21 protein-coding genes are annotated in these 17,698 nt (G+C 61.7%); 7 read left to right on the top strand and 14 right to left on the bottom strand.

Annotation, left to right across the window (positions count from 1 at the left end):
• Window positions 1-61 precede the first annotated feature (61 nt).
• Window positions 62-718 carry a ribosome biogenesis GTP-binding protein YihA/YsxC gene (gene yihA / locus ACODR6_RS14675; RefSeq protein WP_025555361.1) on the top strand — a complete coding sequence of 219 codons (657 nt, stop codon included), beginning with the start codon at window positions 62-64 and terminating at the stop codon, window positions 716-718.
• A 49-nt stretch (window positions 719-767) separates the two neighbouring features.
• Here yihA and ACODR6_RS14670 read toward each other — a convergent pair whose 3' ends face one another.
• The 3 genes from ACODR6_RS14670 to ACODR6_RS14660 form a co-directional block, all read right to left on the bottom strand.
• Window positions 768-1,325, bottom strand: coding sequence for a fasciclin domain-containing protein (locus tag ACODR6_RS14670; RefSeq protein ID WP_489022762.1), 558 nt, complete (start codon window positions 1,323-1,325; stop codon window positions 768-770).
• Between the two features lie 109 nt (window positions 1,326-1,434).
• Entirely contained in the window at window positions 1,435-2,154 is a 720-nt protein-coding gene (locus ACODR6_RS14665; protein ID WP_025555363.1) for an anti-sigma factor, read from the bottom strand.
• Window positions 2,151-2,690 carry a sigma-70 family RNA polymerase sigma factor gene (locus ACODR6_RS14660; protein WP_025555364.1) on the bottom strand — a complete coding sequence of 180 codons (540 nt, stop codon included), beginning with the start codon at window positions 2,688-2,690 and terminating at the stop codon, window positions 2,151-2,153. Before ACODR6_RS14660 ends, ACODR6_RS14665 begins: the two co-directional genes overlap by 4 nt.
• Window positions 2,691-2,834: 144 nt before the next feature.
• Between ACODR6_RS14660 and argB the strand changes: the two genes are divergently transcribed.
• The gene (gene argB, locus ACODR6_RS14655; RefSeq protein WP_025555365.1) at window positions 2,835-3,722 is read left to right on the top strand and encodes an acetylglutamate kinase; all 888 of its coding nucleotides are present in this window, start codon (window positions 2,835-2,837) and stop codon (window positions 3,720-3,722) included.
• A gap of 7 nt (window positions 3,723-3,729) precedes the next feature.
• Here the strand turns inward: argB and ACODR6_RS14650 are convergent, their stop codons facing one another.
• From ACODR6_RS14650 to bchE, 3 genes are read right to left on the bottom strand one after another with little or no spacing between them, the layout of a single operon-like run.
• The gene (locus ACODR6_RS14650) at window positions 3,730-4,503 is read right to left on the bottom strand and encodes an isocitrate lyase/PEP mutase family protein (protein ID WP_489022761.1); all 774 of its coding nucleotides are present in this window, start codon (window positions 4,501-4,503) and stop codon (window positions 3,730-3,732) included.
• Window positions 4,500-5,579, bottom strand: a complete 1,080-nt coding sequence (locus ACODR6_RS14645; protein ID WP_489022760.1) for a bifunctional transcriptional activator/DNA repair enzyme AdaA — start codon at window positions 5,577-5,579, stop codon at window positions 4,500-4,502. Before ACODR6_RS14645 ends, ACODR6_RS14650 begins: the two co-directional genes overlap by 4 nt.
• Before the next feature lie 55 nt (window positions 5,580-5,634).
• Window positions 5,635-7,158, bottom strand: coding sequence for a magnesium-protoporphyrin IX monomethyl ester anaerobic oxidative cyclase (gene bchE, locus ACODR6_RS14640; RefSeq protein ID WP_489022759.1), 1,524 nt, complete (start codon window positions 7,156-7,158; stop codon window positions 5,635-5,637).
• Window positions 7,159-7,332: 174 nt separating this feature from the next.
• Here bchE and ACODR6_RS14635 point away from each other — a divergent pair, with 174 nt between their 5' ends.
• Together ACODR6_RS14635 and ACODR6_RS14630 are read left to right on the top strand one after the other, a co-directional pair.
• Window positions 7,333-8,040: a pyrimidine 5'-nucleotidase gene (locus ACODR6_RS14635; protein WP_413710884.1), complete on the top strand. Its 708-nt coding sequence runs from the start codon at window positions 7,333-7,335 to the stop codon at window positions 8,038-8,040.
• 101 nt (window positions 8,041-8,141) lie between these two features.
• On the top strand, window positions 8,142-8,753 hold the full coding sequence (locus tag ACODR6_RS14630; protein ID WP_489022758.1) for an EF-hand domain-containing protein: 612 nt from the start codon (window positions 8,142-8,144) through the stop codon (window positions 8,751-8,753).
• 48 nt (window positions 8,754-8,801) lie between these two features.
• Here ACODR6_RS14630 and ACODR6_RS14625 read toward each other — a convergent pair whose 3' ends face one another.
• Window positions 8,802-9,668, bottom strand: coding sequence for an LOG family protein (locus ACODR6_RS14625; RefSeq protein ID WP_199626066.1), 867 nt, complete (start codon window positions 9,666-9,668; stop codon window positions 8,802-8,804).
• 181 nt (window positions 9,669-9,849) lie between these two features.
• Between ACODR6_RS14625 and dapD the strand changes: the two genes are divergently transcribed.
• The 3 genes from dapD (at window position 9,850) to ACODR6_RS14610 (ending at window position 12,597) form a co-directional block, all read left to right on the top strand.
• On the top strand, window positions 9,850-10,710 hold the full coding sequence (gene dapD, locus ACODR6_RS14620; protein WP_489022757.1) for a 2,3,4,5-tetrahydropyridine-2,6-dicarboxylate N-succinyltransferase: 861 nt from the start codon (window positions 9,850-9,852) through the stop codon (window positions 10,708-10,710).
• 110 nt (window positions 10,711-10,820) lie between these two features.
• Window positions 10,821-12,014, top strand: coding sequence for a succinyl-diaminopimelate desuccinylase (gene dapE / locus ACODR6_RS14615; protein WP_489022756.1), 1,194 nt, complete (start codon window positions 10,821-10,823; stop codon window positions 12,012-12,014).
• The gene (locus ACODR6_RS14610; RefSeq protein WP_025555447.1) at window positions 12,001-12,597 is read left to right on the top strand and encodes a hypothetical protein; all 597 of its coding nucleotides are present in this window, start codon (window positions 12,001-12,003) and stop codon (window positions 12,595-12,597) included. Before dapE ends, ACODR6_RS14610 begins: the two co-directional genes overlap by 14 nt.
• On the opposite strand, the gene arsC is transcribed toward ACODR6_RS14610, so the two are convergent.
• From arsC to ACODR6_RS14575, 7 genes are all read right to left on the bottom strand, one after another.
• A complete protein-coding gene (gene arsC / locus ACODR6_RS14605) occupies window positions 12,585-13,001 on the bottom strand; it encodes an arsenate reductase (glutaredoxin) (RefSeq protein WP_413710882.1) in 417 nt (138 codons plus the stop codon). The genes ACODR6_RS14610 and arsC overlap by 13 nt on opposite strands.
• Window positions 12,979-13,785 carry a tRNA pseudouridine(38-40) synthase TruA gene (truA, locus tag ACODR6_RS14600; protein WP_489022755.1) on the bottom strand — a complete coding sequence of 269 codons (807 nt, stop codon included), beginning with the start codon at window positions 13,783-13,785 and terminating at the stop codon, window positions 12,979-12,981. The genes arsC and truA overlap by 23 nt, the downstream gene beginning before the upstream one ends.
• Window positions 13,785-14,720 carry a methionyl-tRNA formyltransferase gene (gene fmt, locus ACODR6_RS14595; RefSeq protein ID WP_203429680.1) on the bottom strand — a complete coding sequence of 312 codons (936 nt, stop codon included), beginning with the start codon at window positions 14,718-14,720 and terminating at the stop codon, window positions 13,785-13,787. Before fmt ends, truA begins: the two co-directional genes overlap by 1 nt.
• Window positions 14,721-14,739: 19 nt before the next feature.
• Window positions 14,740-15,159 (bottom strand): type II toxin-antitoxin system VapC family toxin, encoded by a 420-nt coding sequence (locus tag ACODR6_RS14590; RefSeq protein ID WP_203429681.1) that lies wholly within the window; start codon window positions 15,157-15,159, stop codon window positions 14,740-14,742.
• Window positions 15,156-15,443, bottom strand: a complete 288-nt coding sequence (locus ACODR6_RS14585) for a FitA-like ribbon-helix-helix domain-containing protein (RefSeq protein WP_203429682.1) — start codon at window positions 15,441-15,443, stop codon at window positions 15,156-15,158. The genes ACODR6_RS14590 and ACODR6_RS14585 overlap by 4 nt, the downstream gene beginning before the upstream one ends.
• A 65-nt stretch (window positions 15,444-15,508) precedes the next feature.
• On the bottom strand, window positions 15,509-16,024 hold the full coding sequence (def, locus tag ACODR6_RS14580) for a peptide deformylase (protein ID WP_489022754.1): 516 nt from the start codon (window positions 16,022-16,024) through the stop codon (window positions 15,509-15,511).
• A gap of 97 nt (window positions 16,025-16,121) precedes the next feature.
• Window positions 16,122-17,615 (bottom strand): methyl-accepting chemotaxis protein, encoded by a 1,494-nt coding sequence (locus tag ACODR6_RS14575; protein WP_130279185.1) that lies wholly within the window; start codon window positions 17,613-17,615, stop codon window positions 16,122-16,124.
• Window positions 17,616-17,698: the final 83 nt, after the last annotated feature.

Below are 17,698 nucleotides of genomic sequence, written 5' to 3'. Positions count from 1 at the left end.
CATTGGGCCGCAAAAGCTGAATGCGGTAGCTGACAGATTTCTGATACTGGATAAGGGCCGGATGACGGACAAGAACGACAAGCCACTCTTCGGACGCCCGTGGATCTTTATCCGCGGCGTGCCGTCCATGAAATTCCTGCCGCCGGAAGGACCTTTCGAGGTTGCCTTTGCCGGGCGCTCGAATGTCGGCAAGTCGTCGCTGATCAATGCGCTTGTCGGCCACAAAGGTCTGGCGCGTACATCGAACACGCCGGGCCGCACCCAGGAGCTCAATTACTTCGTGCCCGACGGCTATACCGGCGAAGGCGGCGACCTGCCGCCGATGGCGCTGGTCGACATGCCGGGCTACGGCTATGCGCAGGCGCCGAAGGATCAGGTCGACACCTGGACGAAACTGGTCTTCGATTACCTGCGCGGCCGCGCGACGCTGAAGCGCGTCTATGTGCTGATCGACAGCCGCCACGGCATCAAGAAGAACGACGAGGATGTGCTGACGCTGCTCGACAAGGCCGCCGTCTCCTACCAGATCGTTCTGACCAAGACCGACAAGATCAAGCCGCCGGCTGTCGTCAAGCTGCTCGCGGAGACCGCCGAGAAGATCAAGAAGCGCCCGGCCGCCTATCCTTTCGTGATCGCTACCTCTTCTGAGAAGAGCGACGGACTGGACGATCTGCGCCAGGCGATCGCCGAAACAGTCGAAATCAGCAACTGGAAATGAAAGAGGCGCCCCGAAAGGCGCCTCCCCACATTCTCCTGCCTGCAATCATTTACATCTTCGGCAGAAGCACCTTGTCGATGACGTGGATGACGCCGTTCGACTGCTTGACGTCAGCGATCGTCACATGAGCCACGCCGCCGTTTTCATCGGTCAGCGTGATCTTGCCCATGCTTTCCTTGGCTTTCAGGACGCAACCTCCAACCGTCTTGATGTCGTGCTCGCCGCCATCGTCCTTGATCATCTTGGCAACCGTCTTCGACATCGCGTCGGCGGCAACGACGTGGCAGGTCAGCACCTTGGTGAGCTTGGCCTTGTTCTCCGGCTTGAGCAGCGTATCGACGGTACCGGCCGGAAGGGCCGCGAAAGCCTCGTTGGTGGGCGCAAATACCGTGAACGGCCCTTTGCCTTCGAGCGTGGAAACCAGGCCCGCCGCCTTCACGGCTGCAACGAGCGTGGTGTGATCCTTGGAGTGAACGGCATTCTCGACGATATTCTTCGTCGGGTACATGGGTGCACCGCCGACCATCGGGTTCTTCGCCTGGGCCGCAAAGGCGATCCCGGATACGGCGGCGGCAAGCGCGATGGTGCGCATAGCGGACTTGAGCATGATCTTCTCCTCCAAACCGGCCGCGTAACGCTGGCCTGATGCCTCGCGCCGCCCGGTCAGGAGAGCTACGGAGGCTTTCGGAAAAGAGTTTCAGACGGGATTGAAGTTTTTACGGATGGTGTGCCGCGCCGCTGGCGATCACGGGTCCGGTGGGTAGACCTGTGGTCGAGCCGCCGAAGGGTTCGAGGCTGACAGCGAGCGTCGCGCCTTCGCCGATTTGGCTGCGCATATTAGCCGGGATCAGGAGATCGCCGCCCTCACCCGGCTGGAAGACGCCGAGAGACTGCGGCGCACCGCTGCCCGGGACGAGCCACAGCTGCAGCGATTTCTCTTCGGGCTTGCCGGCCGCGACAGGGACGATGCGAAGACGACCGGTATCTGCCTGATAGGAAGCCAGCAGATTGACCTGGCTGCCTGCGGCCGACAACTCCGCCACCAGCGGCGCTGCCCCCTGCGGCGGCGGCACGATGCCGGAGGCGAAGATGATCGCACCGGCGGCAACGACCAGCGAGGCGAAGGTCAGCGAGCGCCAGAAGACCGCCGAATTCCAGAGACCGCGCGAGAAGGAGGGCGAATGCGCCGCATCGCCGAAAAGCCGGGCCTCGACCTGCTTGAAGGTCTCGCGGCTCGGGGCGACGCTTTCGTATTCATCGTTGAAGGCGGAGAGGTTGGTTTCCCATCGGCTGACGATGGCGGCAAACTGCCGGTCGCGGCGCATGCGTTCTTCGACGACCCGCCGATCCTGGTAAGAGAGAACGCCAAGAACATACTCGCCTGCGAGCACTTCATCGCGAGAGCGGCCTCCCTTGCTTTGATCAGGCGATGTCATCGTTCCATGCACTCTCTCAGCTTCAAAAGGCTGCGCCGCAGCCATGTCCGCATGGTGTTGAGCGGAACGCCGAACTGATCGGCAAGTTCCTGGTAGCTCAGTCCTTCGACATAGGCCCGCCTAACCGATGTCGCCCTGTCAGCTTCCAACTCTTCCATGCAGGTGTCAATCCGCCTTCCTTCATCGGATATCATAGCTTGCTTTTCCGGATCCAATCCGGAGTCGGCAAGATCGTAGGCGCTGTCCAATTCATCGGCGACCGGCTTTCGTGCCCGCATCGTGTCGATTGCCTGATTGCGCGCAATTGCCGCAAGCCAGGAATTGGGAGCGCCCTGCGATGAGGCGAAGGCCTTGGCGCGCTGCCAGATCTTCACATAGATCTCCTGCAACGCCTCCTCGGCTTCCGCCCGATCCTTCAAGATACGCAGGCAGATCGCAAAAAGTTTCGGGCTTGTTTCTCGATAAAGTGCGACGAACGCCTGGCGGTCGGACATCGCCACGCGGCCAATCAGTCTTGCGAGTTCGTCGCCTGTCATGCCGCTGCCGCTCTCCCTGTGCTCCCCTAGATAAAAGGCAGGGCGCAAAATTGACAAGAGCGCAGCCAACTAATGACCTGCACATTATTCCATCTGTCAAAAACTTGAGATAAAAGGCCCGCGATCCATTCTGCGGGGTAAGCCATGAACCAGTCCGAAAGCGAAATGCAGGCCCATCTTCTCGCGCAGGCGCTGCCTTACATGCAGCGCTACGAGAACAAGACGATCGTCGTGAAATACGGCGGCCATGCCATGGGCAACCCCGAACTCGGCAAGGCTTTCGCCAGCGACATCGCGCTTCTGAAGCAGTCGGGCGTCAATCCGATCGTCGTCCACGGCGGCGGTCCTCAGATCGGCGCGATGCTGACGAAGATGGGCATCGAATCCAAGTTCGAAGGCGGCCTGCGCGTTACCGACGCCAAGACGGTCGAGATCGTCGAGATGGTTCTCGCCGGCTCGATCAACAAGGAAATCGTCGCGCTGATCAACCAGACCGGCGAGTGGGCGATCGGCCTCTGCGGCAAAGACGGCAACATGGTCTTCGCCGAAAAGGCGCAGAAGAAGATCAAGGATCCGGATTCCAACATCGAGCGCGTTCTCGATCTCGGCTTCGTCGGCGAAGTGGTCGAAGTCGACCGCACGCTGCTCGACCTGCTCGCCCGCTCCGAGATGATCCCGGTTATCGCACCGGTCGCTCCCGGCCGCGACGGCGCGACCTACAACATCAATGCCGATACGTTCGCAGGCGCGATCGCCGGTGCGCTGAACGCCACCCGCCTTCTCTTCCTCACCGACGTTCCCGGCGTTCTCGACAAGCAGGGTAACCTGATCAAGGAACTGTCGGTCGCCCAGGCGCATGCGCTGATCGCCGACGGTACGATCTCGGGCGGCATGATCCCGAAGGTCGAGACCTGCATCGACGCCATCAAGGCAGGCGTACAGGGCGTCGTCATCCTGAACGGCAAGACGGCCCATTCCGTCCTGCTCGAAATCTTCACGGAACATGGTGCGGGCACGCTGATCGTGCCCTGATCACCCTTCAAGGCGCGGCGGTGTAAACCGCTGCCGCGGCCTCCTTCAGCTTTTCCATCATCATCCGGTAAGGTCCCGGGCCGTAGCTGATACGGCCGACGCCGAGGCTTGCCAGGATTTTCGCGTCAGGGACGCCGGCGCGCATTATGATGTTGACCGGCAGCGTGGAAGCCGCGCAGATTTTCTTGATGAGCGCAGGATTAGCGAGGCCGGGCACAAAGAGGCCATTGGCACCGGCCGCCGCATAGGCCTTGCCGCGCGCGATCGCCTCGTCGACGAGACCTGCATGCTTGGCCTCATCGCGTTCTGCGAGGAAGAGATCGGTTCTGGCATTGATGAAGAACGCGATGCCGCGGGCATCCGCCATCGCCCGGATCGCCTTGATCTTGGCCGCCTGCTTTTCCACCGGATGCAGGCCACTCCCGCCGACGATCTGATCCTCGAAATTGATGCCGATCGCTCCGGCTTCGATCACCTTGGCGACATTGGCCGCAGCACCATCCGGCTCTTCTGAATAGGCGCCCTCGAAATCGACGGATAATGGCAGATCGGTCGATGCGGCGATTGCTCTCGCCGTATCGATAAGTGCCGCCATCGGCAGCTCCTGGCCATCGGCATAGCCCTGCGCAGCGGCAACCGACCAGCTGCCCGTCGCCAGCGCCTTGGCGCCGCCCTCGGCAACCGCCTTTGCCGTTCCGGCATCCCAGATATTGTAGAGAACGACCGGCTTGCCCTTCTGGTGCAGTGCTGCGAATGCCTTTGCCTTGTCCGCCTGGTTCATGATGCTTCCTCCATCTGGGGCTTTGCCGCCCGCATTTTCGCTTCGTGTTTCAAAAGCCACTGCTTGCGCCAGAGGCCACCGCCGTATCCGGTCAGCGACCCGTCCGCGCCGATAAGCCGGTGGCAGGGGATAACGACGGCGATCTGGTTGGCGCCGTTCGCCCGCCCCACAGCGCGGACGACCTGCGGATTGTCCATGTCGCGGGCGAGATCGCCATAGGCGCGCGTCTCGCCGATGGGAATACGGATCAGCCGCGCCCAGATCTCCCGCTCGAAGTCCGTGGCAAAACTCAGCGCCAAGGGCGTCTCAAATTCCGTCAACCGGCCATCGAAATAGGCTGTCATCTCCGCTTCTATCCGGTCGATTGCCGACGTCCTTCCGGCTGCGACGGTCGAGCGCGTCTTGCGCTGTAGCTTCTCGAGCTCGCCCGGCAGGGCTTTGCGATCGTGAAACTCGAGGAGATGCAGATGCGTCTGGTCGGCGACCGCGATCATCGGCCCGAGCGGCGTATCGAAGATATCGGCGAAGAGCAGTTCACGGTTCTGCACGATCACAGGCGCCTTGCCGATCATCCGGTGAAAGGCGGCGCGAAAGCTGCTGGCGGATTCGTAGCCGGCATCCAGCTGCGCATCGATAACGCGCGCGCCATCGGCCAGCTGCTTGGCCGCCTGACCGAGACGGCGGTAACGGGCGATATCGAGAAAGGTCATGCCCAGCGCACGCTTGAAGGCACGGCGAACGGTCGAGGGATCGTAGCCGAGATCGACGAGATCATCCTCCGTCCAGCGCACCGAGGGATCACGATCCAGCGCCTTCAGGAGATCATCGACGATCGCTTCACGCCCCGCCTGCTCCAGCGGTCTGCAGCGCTGACAGGGACGGAAGCCCGACTGCATGCAGGTGGCGATGGAATCGTAAAACAGCGTATTCTCCCGCTTCGGCTTGCGCGCCGGGCAGGTCAGCCGGCAGAAGACGCCCGTCGTCTTGACGCAAGCATAAGCGAGCCCCTCGTAATCGGAGCTCCGGGCAATAAGCGCACCATAAAGCGCATCGTCATCTGGCAGATCAAACAGCATGGCGTCTTTCTACCACCCCACCGACCCGCCGTCCGCCCGAAAACGGGCGTCTATTTTATTCGGCGGCGTCGAGGCTTTTTGCACGCCTTTCGGGACGCAGCATGGATTCCTCCTCGGCATCCTGCGGCGCGCCCCAGAATGCTTCGAGGCTGGGACCAGCCTTAAGATGCCGCCGCCGAAAGAGAAACTCGAATATCTCATGCACCCAGACGCGGCGCCCCATCTGCGTATACCACCGCATGGAATGGCGCTGCTGCCTGTCGCGATGGAAGAGGATGCGCATCAGCGCCTTCGGGCGGGCCTGGATTGCGACCTCGATCAGCTTGACGGCAGCGAGCAGGACGGCCGGGTGCAGGTGGCGCATCTGCAGGACCTGATGTTTGTAGTCCCACTTGCGAATATCGGCCTCGATCACCTGTCTGCTGCGCGCGATGCGGAAGAACGGCGTCCAGCGATGCGGCGTCACATAGAGCGCCTGGATCTGGTCGGGATCATAGGCGAGCAACTGGCGGAAGCCGCGCCAGAGATCGCTCAGCTTCTCCTCCTCGAACCCGACGACCCATGTCGCCATCGAAAGAATGTCGTGCTGGCGCAGGAGCCGGATCGCCTCGCGGTCCGTGGCCTTGCCGCCGCCCTTCTTGATCAGCGCCAGCGTTGCCTCGTCGGTATTCTCCATGCCGAGAAGCCATCGGACGACCCCGGCCTTGCGATAGAGATGAAGGATGTCGGCATCGCGCACGATGTCGTCGGCCCGCGTCGAACCGACGATCTGGACCGGGACGTTCTCGGCGATCATCGCTTCCAGAAAAGCGAGCCATGCCTTTCGCGAGGAAGTCGGGTTCTCGTCGGCGAGATTGATCAGCTCGACGCCTTCCTCGCGATAGAGGCGTGCGATCTCGCGGGCGAAGAGTACGGGCGACCGGTGGCGCCACCGCGTCCAGAAACCGCGCTGGCCACAGTAGTTGCAAAGATGGGGACAGCCCCGCGAAAACTGCAGGACGACCGCGCGCTTTCCACCCCAATAGCTGTAGCGGCGATGATCGATCAGCTCCCAGCCGATGCGATAGTCATCGAGGTCGGAAAGCGCCTGCATTGGCGGCGTCGCCACGATCTCATCGGCTTCGCTTCGGAACGCGATGCCCGGGACTGAGCCGAGCGGACCGCCATTGTCCAGCGCAGCAGCCAGGCGCCGCATAGTCTCCTCGCCTTCCCCGCGCACCAAGACATCGAAGGCCTCTGTTTCCGCCAGCACCTCGCGCCAGTGATAGGTCGGGAAGACCCCGCCATAGACGATGCGGATCCCTGGCTTGACGGCCTTGATGGCCTGCGCGATCGCACAGGCCGTCGGATGCGCTGACGTCGAGCCCGAGTGGCCGATCAAGACAAGATCGGGACCGCCGACGTGACTGACGATGTCAGGGATCGTCATCGGCCCGAACTCGGCATCGACAAGCCGGACGGCGTGACCGTCATCGATTAACGGGCCGCCAACCGAGAGCATTCCGAGCGGCGGAAGATGGTCGTCGGGAATGCGGCTGCCGATCGCGGTATGAGGTGGGTTTATCAGAACGATTTTCATGCACTGCCCCCGGTGCGCCAGCCTATATGCATAAATCAACAGCGATACATGGCGGCATCAGGTCAAAATCTCCTTAAAGTTGTGGAGACTTGAAGGCATTTTCGCGAAGTGCTTTGCCGCCTGGACCACGCGAAAGATTTTGGCTTCCTGCGCGAGGCATGCCATAAGGCGCGCATGACAAAGATCGACCGCACTCCGACGACTTCCGATTTTGCGCATGTGAGCGAATGGGTCTTCGACCTCGACAACACGCTCTACCCGCATCACATCAACCTCTTCGCGCAGATCGACAAGAACATGACGGCCTATGTGTCGGCGCTGTTGCAGTTGGAGCGGGACGAGGCGCGGAAGCTCCAGAAGCAGTATTATTTCGATCACGGCACGACGCTTCAGGGGCTGATGATCCATCATGGGGTCGATCCCAACGATTTCCTCGAGAAGGCGCATGCGATCGATTACTCCTCGCTGCTGCCGCAGCCGGAGCTTGGCGAGGCGATCAAGGCGCTGCCGGGCCGGAAGTTCATCTTCACCAACGGCAGCGTGAAGCACGCCGAGATGGCAGCGGGCGCGCTCGGCATTCTCGATCATTTCGACGATATCTTCGACATCGTCGCTGCCGATTTTGTGCCGAAGCCGGCGCAGGTGACCTATGACAAGTTCATGGCCCTGAAGCGCGTCGAGACCAGGAAGGCCGCGATGTTCGAGGACCTGCCGCGCAATCTCGTGGTGCCCAAGGCACTCGGAATGGCGACGGTTCTGCTGGTGCCGAACAACCTCGAAGACACCGTCGTCGAGTGGTGGGAGAAGACCAGCGGCGACGAGGATCACATCGATTTCGTCACCGATGACCTCACCGCATTCCTGGCGAAGATTACCGGCTGACTTACGAAAGTTTCATCCAGCTTACCTAGGTTTAATTGGGTTTTCGGGCATCGCAGCCTTACCTTTTGGTCGTGAAGGGATACGAACCGAAAGGAATTCTCATGTATCGCAACAAGCTTATCCTGGCAGGTCTCTCCGCCGCTCTGATCGCCGGAGCCGCCGGCGCGAGCTTTGCTGCCAACGGCAAACATCCCGACCGGCCGCGCCACCACCACGAAATGATGGGCGGGCCGCGCGGCGCCGCCTTCCGTGAAATCGCCTTCGTGCGCATGCTGAAGCAGTTCGACGAGAACAAGGACGGCAAGATTTCCAAGCAGGAGGCGATCGATGGTGTCGACAAGATCTTCGCGGCCGCCGACAAGAACAACGACGGCAGCCTGACGCCCGGCGAAATCCGCGAATACCACCAGGCGCAGATCAAGGCTTGGCGCGATGCGCACAAGGACGCCAAGAAGGACGGCGGCGACGATCAGCAGATGGCTCAGAACGACGGCATGGGCCGCCACGGCGGCCCCGATGGCCACCGCTGGGGCAAGCGCCATGGCGGCGACATGATGTTCGCCGCGATGATGCGCCGCGTCGACAAGGACGAGAACGGCCAGATTTCCAAGCAGGAAGCAGAAGATGCGATGAGCCGCTTCTTCGACCGCCTGGACACCAACAAGGACGGCTTCATCTCGATCGACGATATGCCCGACAGGCCGTTCCTCTGAGAGAGGCTGGAAAGATTGGAACCCGCCACGTCTCGCGGCGGGTTCTTCCTATTCCTGGTGCTCGTAGAAATCCTGGATGATCTTCCAGGCAGCGTCGGCCGTGTCGACGAAACTGATGAGATTGACGTCGTCAGGGGCGATGGTGCCGAACTCGGCAAGCGCCTCGAAATTGACGATGCTGCGCCAGAACTTTTCACCGAACAGGATCAGCGGCATCTTTTCCATGCGGCCGGTCTGGATCAGCGTCAGGCACTCGAAGAACTCGTCGAGCGTGCCGAAGCCGCCGGGAAATACCGCGATCGCCTTTGCGCGCACCATGAAATGCATCTTGCGGATGGCGAAATAGTGGAAATTGAAGCTGAGCTCCGGCGTCACATAGACGTTCGGCGCCTGCTCGTGCGGCAGCACGATGTTGAGGCCGATCGAAGGGGCGCCTTCATCCGCAGCGCCACGATTACCGGCTTCCATCACGCCCGGGCCGCCGCCGGTGACGATCACATATTCATGGAAATCGTGAGCTGCCGAATAGCGCGAGCAGAGACGGGCGAATTTGCGGGCCTCGTCGTAATAGACCGAGGCGGCTTCGAGATTGGCGCGCTGGATATCGTTGCGGGCCGCCCAGGCGCTCTGGCCGGGGGCCGGAATGCGGGCGCCGCCGAACATGACGACCGTCGATTTGATGCCGCGTTCGGCCAGCAGCATTTCCGGTTTCAGCAATTCGAGCTGAAGGCGGATCGGGCGCAGTTCTTCGCGGCACAGGAAGTCTTCGTCGACATAGGCCAGGCGATAGGAAGGCGATAGCGTCTGAGGCGTTTTCGGTACGGCGCGGGCGCGATCCTTGTCGGTTTCGCTCGTCTTCAGCGGATCCCAGACCCCATCCTTACGCCGGAGCCTGCCATTCTTACCCTTTGCCATTCTCAAATGCCTTTCAGTCCTTACCAAGCGACGTCTTTAACGCCTTGAATCCAGAACGATCTGGTTCGAAAAATCATTCCATTTTGGGCGTCCATGCGATAGAGCAGATCGCATCTTGCCGATCACAATTCCCGGAGGCGCTGTAGCCTTCAGGATAAAGTTCGAAGTTTAAGGAATCCTCATGAGCGCTACCGATCTCGCATCCCTCGAAAAGACCATCGAAGCGGCCTTCGACAACCGCGACAGCGTCAGCACGTCCACCAAGGGCGAAGTTCGCGATGCGGTGGAAGCTGCGCTCGAACTGCTCGATGGCGGCAAGGCTCGCGTTGCCGAGCGTGGTGCCGATGGCGCCTGGACGGTCAACCAGTGGCTCAAGAAGGCCGTGCTGCTCTCCTTCCGCCTGAACGACATGGAAGTCGTCAAGGGTGGCTCGGGCAATTCGACCTGGTGGGACAAGGTTCCCTCGAAGTTCGAAGGCTGGGGCGAGAACCAGTATCGTGACGCCGGCTTCCGCGCCGTTCCGAACTGCGTCGTGCGCCGCTCTGCCTATATTGCCAAGAACGTCGTGCTGATGCCCTCCTTCGTGAACCTCGGCGCCCATGTCGGCGAAGGCACGATGGTCGATACTTGGGCGACGGTCGGCTCCTGCGCGCAGATCGGCAAGCACGTGCATCTCTCGGGCGGCGTCGGCATCGGCGGCGTTCTGGAGCCGATGCAGGCCGGCCCGACGATCATCGAAGACAATTGCTTCATCGGCGCCCGCTCGGAAGTCGTCGAAGGCTGCATCATCCGCGAGGGCTCGGTCCTCGGCATGGGCGTCTATATCGGCAAGTCGACCAAGATTGTCGATCGCGCCACCGGCGAAGTGATGTATGGCGAAGTACCGCCCTATTCCGTCGTCGTCGCCGGCTCGATGCCATCAGGCAACAAGACCATGGCGAACGGCCTGCCGGCACCGCATCTCTACTGCGCCGTCATCGTCAAGCGCGTCGATGAGCAGACCCGCTCGAAGACCGGCATCAACGAGCTGCTGCGCGACTAAGCTGCAGTGACAGCCGGACCGCGATCCGGTAAACAGACGGCACCCTCTTAACGCGAGGCGGTCTCCGCCTCGCCATGCCTTTGCCATTCCTGCCGGATAATTCGACCGTCATGACCGCTACCGATCCCGTCGCCAATCTCCAGACCCTCATCCGCTGCCCCTCCGTTACGCCCGCCGAAGGTGGCGCGCTCTCGGCGCTCGATGCAATGCTTTCGCCGCTCGGCTTCAAGGTCGACAAGGTGATGGCCGCCGAGCCGGGCACGCCCGATGTCGAGAACCTCTATGCGCGGATCGGCAATGACGGCCCGCACCTGATGTTTGCGGGACATACGGATGTCGTGCCTGTCGGTGACGAGGCGGCGTGGACGCACCCGCCCTTTTCGGCGAAAATCGCCGGTGGGGAAATGTTCGGCCGCGGCGCCGTCGACATGAAGGGCGGTATCGCCTGCTTCGTGGCAGCTGTTGCGCGCCATGTCGAAAAGCATGGCGCACCGAAGGGCTCGATTTCCTTCCTGATCACCGGTGACGAAGAGGGACCCTCGATCAACGGTACGATCAAGCTGCTGCAATGGGCGGCGGAACGCGGCGAGCGCTGGGATGCCTGCGTCGTCGGCGAACCGACCAATCCCGATGCGCTCGGCGACATGATCAAGATCGGCCGCCGCGGTTCGCTTTCGGGCAAGATCACCGTTCACGGCGTTCAGGGCCATGCCGCCTATCCGCATCTTGCCGATAATCCGGTGCGCGGCCTGCTGCAGCTGACAACGGCGCTGATGGATCCGCCCTTCGATGGCGGTACCGAGAGCTTCCAGGCCTCCAATCTCGAAGTGACGACTGTCGATGTCGGCAACCCGGCGACCAACGTCATTCCGGCGAAGGCGACGGCGAGCTTCAACATCCGTTTCAACGATACCTGGACCGCCGATACGCTGCGGGCGGAAATCATCCGCCGTCTCGATGCGGCTGCGGCAGAGGGCGCACTGCGTCCGGGCCGCGAGCCGGTTCGCTACGAGATCATCTGGGCCGATCGTCCCAGCCATGTGTTCCTGACGCGCAACAATGCGCTGATCGCCTCGCTCTCCTCGGCCGTCGAGAACATTACGGGCAAGGCCCCGAAGCTCTCGACAACGGGCGGCACCTCGGATGCGCGGTTCATCAAGGATTACTGCCCGGTCGTCGAATTCGGCCTCGTCGGGCAGACGATGCACATGGTCGACGAGCGCGTGTCGGTCGCCGACCTGGAGACGCTGACGCAGATCTATCAAACCTTCATCGAGCGCTGGTTCGAGAATGCCGGGGCTTAGGGAAGTCCAATATTATCTGGCGGGGCTCTGGCTGCTGATCCGCATGGATCCGCGCGGCTTCCGCTTTCTCGATGTCTCGGATCGCGGCGTCAACCGTTCCTTCTGGGCGATGGTCTGGTGCCTGCCGCCGATGGGGATTTCTTGGCTCTGGTGGCGACAGGCCTTCCTGCAGACGATGCCGCCGCATTACGATGTCGGCCTGCCCTTCTATTTCCGGCTGGGAATGGTCGAGATCGCCAACTGGTTCGTGCCGCTGGTTCTCACCGGCATCCTGCTGCTGATCTTCAAGATGGGCAACCGCTTTGCCGCCGTCGTCGTCAGCGTCAACTGGCTGGGTGTGCCGCTCTCCTATATCAACGGCCTGCTGCTGGCGCTGGTGTTCTTCATTCCGGGCACGGTCAGCATCGTTTCCATCCTGCTGCTGATCCTAATGATCGCGCAGGTTTTCATCCTGGCGCGCATCCTGCGGATGATCTTTCACGGCCACGGGCTGATGGTCGGGGCGCTGACGCTGGCACTTCTGGTGCCGACGATGATGCTTGCCGAATATCTGCAGAAGTTTCTCGGGATCTATCCGGCCTGATTTCGGCCGGGAACGACTTCGCCGTCTTCCTTGGTGAAGCTTCCGATATCGGCATTGGGAAGGATGTCGAGCACCAGTTCGGACGGACGGCAGAGGCGCGCGCCCTTCTCTGTCACCACGATCGGCCGGTTGATCAGGATCGGATGGGCCATCATCGCATCGACCAGTTCATCGTCCGAGAATGCGGGATTATCGAGGCCGAGCTCGTGATAGGGCGTGCCCTTCTCGCGCAGCAGATCGCGTGCGGACATCCCCAGTTCTGCGATCAGGGCAATCAGCTCGCCACGGGTTGGCGGCGTCTTCAGATACTCGATGACATCGGGCTCCTCGCCTGACTGGCGGATCATCGCCAGGGTGTTGCGCGAGGTGCCGCAGGCCGGGTTATGATAGATCTTCACCGTCATCGGTGCTCTCCGCCGTTGCGCGCCTATCCGTGATTACATCGGGGTAGTCGACCTGCATGAAATAGAGACCATCCGGCGGCGCGACCGGGCCGCAGGCCTTGCGGTCACGCGCTTCGAGCGCTGCCTGCACATCGTCAGGCGTCCATTTTCCCTCACCGGCGAGCTTCAGCGTTCCGGCGAAGGAGCGGATCTGATTGTGCAGGAAGCTCTGCGCCGTGGCGCGGATTTCGATGAGCTCGCCCGTACGGGTCACATCCAGCCTGTCCAGCGTGCGCACCGGGCTGTTTGCCTGGCAATGAGCCGAGCGGAAGGTCGAGAAATCATGGTTGCCGACGAGGCGCTGGGCGGCCGCATGCATGGCCTCGTGATCGAGAACCTTCGGCACCCACCAGGCCTTTCCGGCCTCGATCGCCAGCGGCGCGCGGCGGGTGATGATGCGGTAGAGATAGTGGCGGCGCAGCGCCGAGAAGCGCGCGTCGAAGAGATCGCTGACGGCCTCGACATCAAGGATGGAAACCCGCTCGCTGGCGAGCTTCAGATGGGCGTTCAGTGCATTCTGCAGCTTGAAGGGTGACCATTCCCTAGCGAGATCGGCATGGATGACCTGGCCGAGCCCATGAACGCCGGAATCGGTGCGCCCTGCGCCGCGGATCGAAACGGTCTCGCCGCTGAGCGACAGGATCGCGGCCTCGATGGCGCCCTGTACGGACGGGCCGTTGTCCTGGCGCTGCCAGCCGACATAGGGCGCGCCGTCATATTCGACGGTCATCCGGTAGCGCGGCATCAGCTGATCCTTGCGCCGCGAGTAAGCGGCGTGCCGCGCAGGAAGTCTGCGGCAGGCAGTGGCTTGCCGCCGGCTTTCTGCAATCGGGTCAGCCGGATAGCGCCGGTCGCGCAGGCAACGACCAGATCGTCGCTCAGCAACTCGCCCGCCGGGCCATTGCCTTCGGCGAGTTCGGATCCGAGAACCTTGACGCGCTCCGGCTTGCCGCCGATTTCGAGTTCAAACCACGCACCCGGGAACGGCGCCAGACCGCGGATGTGATTGTGAACGTCAGCAGCCGCCTTTGCGAAGTCGATCCGCGTTTCGCCCTTGTCGATCTTGCTCGCATAGAGCACGCCTTCGTCCGGCTGAGTCGTCAGCGGCAGGTTGCCGCTTTCGAGCGCAACCATCGCCTCGCCGATCGCCTTGGCGCCGACATGCATCAGCTTGTCGTGCAGTTCGCCGGCCGTCATGTTCGGGCCGATCTCGACCTCACGGGTGAGCGCGACAGGGCCGGTATCCAGCCCCTTTTCCATCTTCATCACCATCATGCCGGTCTTTGCGTCACCGGCCATGATCGCCCGCTGGATCGGTGCGGCACCCCGCCAGCGCGGCAGCAGCGAGGCATGACCGTTGTAGCAGCCGTCGCGCGTTCCGGTGAGAATCGCTTCGGGAAGCAGAAGGCCATAGGCAACGACGACGGCGACATCGGCATCGAGGGCGCGGAATTTCTCGCGCTCTTCCTGATCCTTGAAATTAACAGGCGTGAAGACCGGCAGGCCGAGCATTTCGGCGGCCTGATGCACCGGCGACTTCTGCAGATCGAGCCCGCGGCGGCCACCCGGACGCGGCGGCTGCGAATAGACGGCAACGATCTGATGCCCGGCATCGACAAGCGTGCGCAGCGTCGGAACCGAGAATTCGGGCGTGCCCATGAAGATGATGCGAAGTGACATTCTGTCCGCCGTTTACCGATCAGCCGTCTTCAAACGGGTTTACGAGCTTGAGATCAAGCCCCTCGAAATCTTTTATGTTGCGGGTCGCCAGCGTCGCGCCGTGCGAAAGGCAGATGGCGGCGATCATGGCGTCCTGCAGAGAGACCGGCCTTCCGATCGCTTCGCGACGGGCACGAAGCCTGCCCGTTTCAACTGCCGTATGTCTGTCGAATGCCAGTATTCGACCGCCGTAAACCACCAGTAGCCGATCTAGCACCTCGCGGTAACGGGGAGACTTATCTCGAAGCCAAATTCGCTCCGCCCCATACGATTGCTCCATGAGGACAACGTCGCAAAGGTAGAGGTGGTCTTCAGACTGTGCGGCTGCCCATGCGAGGACCTTGGCATTCGAAGCGGGTCTGGCAATCTCCGATATCACATTGGTGTCGAGAACGATCAATCGAAGCCCTCAAGAGGCCGGCCGAAATCCTTTTTGCGCTCGGCCTCAAGCTCATCCATGACACGCGCGAATTCTTCCTGCTCTTTTTCAGTCAGCGGCGAGAATATTTCACGAAAGCCATCGAGCGCAGACCGTGTCGGCTTGTCCGCGCCCGAGGTGCCGACCATCGCCTTCTGCAGCAGGCTTTTCGCCTCGTCGGAAAGGCTATTGCCGTTTTTCTCGGCGCGCGAAGCGATGTCTCGCTTCATCGCGTCGGGAATATTGCGGATCAGAAGATCGCCCATGCGGCACCTCTCTCATGATATCGCTGATATCATAATACGTCGGCAGAGCGCGTTCAATGCACAGATCAGATCGCCTTCGACTTCGCAGCCTTGGTGAACTTCTTGATCACCATCTCGCGCTTCAGCCGCGAGATATGGTCGATGAACAGCACGCCGTTCAGGTGGTCGATTTCGTGCTGCAGGCAGGTCGCCAGCAGGCCGTCGGCTTCGGCGGTCAGTTCCTTGCCGTCGCGGTCGAGATATTTGACGGTGATCGTGGCGGGACGTTCGACCTCGGCATAGTAATCCGGGATAGAAAGGCAGCCCTCTTCATAGACAGAGCGCTCGTCCGAAGACTTCAGGATTTCGGGATTGATGAAAACCTGCGGCTGCTTGTCTTCGCCTTCGCGCGAGACGTCAATGACGAGCATGCGGCGCGGTACGCCGATCTGGATCGCGGCAAGGCCGATGCCCGGCGCGTCATACATGGTTTCCAGCATGTCGTCGGCGAGACGCTTCAGTTCATCGTCGACGTGCTCGATCGGCTTGGAAGCCTGACGGAGAATGGGATCGGGAAGAATGATGAGTGGCTTGATGGTCATGGCGTTCCCATAACCTATCTTTTTGGGCGTGGGAATTATCCCGAAACTTCCGAAGGCGGTTTTTTGCTGCCGCCTCCGGAAAATCGCCGTATTCGCCTTACGCAGCGCGGCGGCTGATGGTGCCGCGGATATCGGCCTGGGTGCGGAAGCGCTGCAGCAGATCCATGAGATTGCTGACCTCGCCGCGCAGGCGGCGGGTTTCGGCAGAGGTGTGCTCGACCATGCCGGAATTCTGCTGGGTGATCGTATCCATGTTGCGGATGGCGACGCTGACTTCGTTGACACCGGTTGCCTGATCGCGGGCGGCAGCGGCGATCTCGGCGACGACATGGTTGATCATGTCGATGCGGCTGATCATGTCGTTCAGAGCTTCACCAGTGCTGCTGACGATGCCGACACCCTCGTCCACCTGGGCGGAGCTTTCCGAAATCAGGTTCTTGATCTCCTTGGCAGCTTCCGCCGTGCGCTGGGCAAGCTGGCGAACTTCCTGCGCCACGACGGCAAAGCCCTTGCCCGCTTCACCGGCACGGGCGGCCTCGACGCCGGCATTCAGCGCCAGAAGGTTGGTCTGGAAGGCGATCTCGTCGATGACGCCGATGATCTTGGCGATCTCGTCGGATGACTTCTCGATGCCGGCCATGGCCGAGACGGCGCTGCTGACGAGCTCGCCGGAGCTCTTCGCACGCTGCTGCGTCTCGCGAACCGCGTCGGAGGCCTTCTCGGCATTGGCCGCTGTCAGGCCGACACTGACGGACAGCTGCTGGAGGGCGGCCGAGCTCTCCTCGACGCCGGCTGCCTGCTGCGCGGTGCGCAACGCCAGATCGTCGGTTGCCTTGGAGATGGTGTTGGTGCCGCTCAGGATCTCGGCAGACGTGCTGCGGACCGAACCGAAGGAGCTGCGCAGAGCCGCAACGGCGCGGTTATAGTCTTCGGCCATATGCTTGAAATTGCCGGGCAGGTCGGCCGGGAGGGAGGCTTCCAGATCGCCGTTCGACAGCGCTTCGAGGCCGCGGCGCAAATGATCGAGCGCCATCGCCTGATCCGCCTCGGCCTTGGCGCGCTCCTCTTCCAGCTTGTGGCGCCGCTCTTCGAGCGCCTCGAGATAGACGGAGATCGAGTAATCCATGTCGAGCATCGCGGCCTTGATGACGGCGGAGAGCTTTTCGGCGAGCGCCTTGCCCTGCTGGCGGCCGAACATCGACGGCCACTGCTTCTCCATGATGCCCTTCACGAGTTCGGACATGACGATCGCGTAGCCGCCGATATACCAGCGCGGCTCCAGACCGATGCGCGCATGCGTGCGGCCGACGGCGGTGACGCCCTTCACGTAGGTCTCGTCGAAATTGCCGCCCGCGAGGTTCGCCCAGTGGTTTTCCTGCGCCTTCTTGGCGTGACCCATATGCGACTTGTCGGAGAAGAAACCGGCGACTGCGGGGGTCTTGGCTATCTTGGCGTAGAACTTGTCCAGTGCACCGCCGACCAGCGAGCTGATCACCGGCCGCATCTCGCTCATCGTCTTTCGCGCGGTATCATCGAGCTCGATGAAATCAAGGCGCTGCTTGAGGGAGGACTGCGAATGCTGGCTGGTCATGATGATCTCTGTCTGCCGGGGGCGATGTAAGGAATTGTTTCCGCTGCGACATTTCTAAAATATGGTTGAGCAATCGTTAAACC

The organism is Rhizobium sp. FG96, from assembly GCF_057808655.1.
The sequence above is the reverse complement of the archived record's forward strand: the minus strand, read 5'-3'. Positions and strand labels throughout refer to the sequence as shown.

Coding starts and splice junctions, on each gene's coding strand:
- ACODR6_RS14645 (WP_489022760.1), bottom strand. CDS start 5,579: ATGCTGTTTGATCTGCCAGATGACGATGCGCTTTATGGTGCGCTTATT.
- ACODR6_RS14630 (WP_489022758.1), top strand. CDS start 8,142: ATGTATCGCAACAAGCTTATCCTGGCAGGTCTCTCCGCCGCTCTGATC.
- arsC (WP_413710882.1), bottom strand. CDS start 13,001: ATGACGGTGAAGATCTATCATAACCCGGCCTGCGGCACCTCGCGCAAC.
- fmt (WP_203429680.1), bottom strand. CDS start 14,720: ATGTCACTTCGCATCATCTTCATGGGCACGCCCGAATTCTCGGTTCCG.
- dapD (WP_489022757.1), top strand. CDS start 9,850: ATGAGCGCTACCGATCTCGCATCCCTCGAAAAGACCATCGAAGCGGCC.
- ACODR6_RS14585 (WP_203429682.1), bottom strand. CDS start 15,443: ATGGGCGATCTTCTGATCCGCAATATTCCCGACGCGATGAAGCGAGAC.
- def (WP_489022754.1), bottom strand. CDS start 16,024: ATGACCATCAAGCCACTCATCATTCTTCCCGATCCCATTCTCCGTCAG.
- dapE (WP_489022756.1), top strand. CDS start 10,821: ATGACCGCTACCGATCCCGTCGCCAATCTCCAGACCCTCATCCGCTGC.
- argB (WP_025555365.1), top strand. CDS start 2,835: ATGAACCAGTCCGAAAGCGAAATGCAGGCCCATCTTCTCGCGCAGGCG.
- truA (WP_489022755.1), bottom strand. CDS start 13,785: ATGCCGCGCTACCGGATGACCGTCGAATATGACGGCGCGCCCTATGTC.
- ACODR6_RS14650 (WP_489022761.1), bottom strand. CDS start 4,503: ATGAACCAGGCGGACAAGGCAAAGGCATTCGCAGCACTGCACCAGAAG.
- ACODR6_RS14665 (WP_025555363.1), bottom strand. CDS start 2,154: ATGACATCGCCTGATCAAAGCAAGGGAGGCCGCTCTCGCGATGAAGTG.
- ACODR6_RS14635 (WP_413710884.1), top strand. CDS start 7,333: ATGACAAAGATCGACCGCACTCCGACGACTTCCGATTTTGCGCATGTG.
- ACODR6_RS14625 (WP_199626066.1), bottom strand. CDS start 9,668: ATGGCAAAGGGTAAGAATGGCAGGCTCCGGCGTAAGGATGGGGTCTGG.
- ACODR6_RS14660 (WP_025555364.1), bottom strand. CDS start 2,690: ATGACAGGCGACGAACTCGCAAGACTGATTGGCCGCGTGGCGATGTCC.
- bchE (WP_489022759.1), bottom strand. CDS start 7,158: ATGAAAATCGTTCTGATAAACCCACCTCATACCGCGATCGGCAGCCGC.
- ACODR6_RS14670 (WP_489022762.1), bottom strand. CDS start 1,325: ATGCTCAAGTCCGCTATGCGCACCATCGCGCTTGCCGCCGCCGTATCC.
- ACODR6_RS14610 (WP_025555447.1), top strand. CDS start 12,001: ATGCCGGGGCTTAGGGAAGTCCAATATTATCTGGCGGGGCTCTGGCTG.
- ACODR6_RS14575 (WP_130279185.1), bottom strand. CDS start 17,615: ATGACCAGCCAGCATTCGCAGTCCTCCCTCAAGCAGCGCCTTGATTTC.
- yihA (WP_025555361.1), top strand. CDS start 62: ATGACGGACAAGAACGACAAGCCACTCTTCGGACGCCCGTGGATCTTT.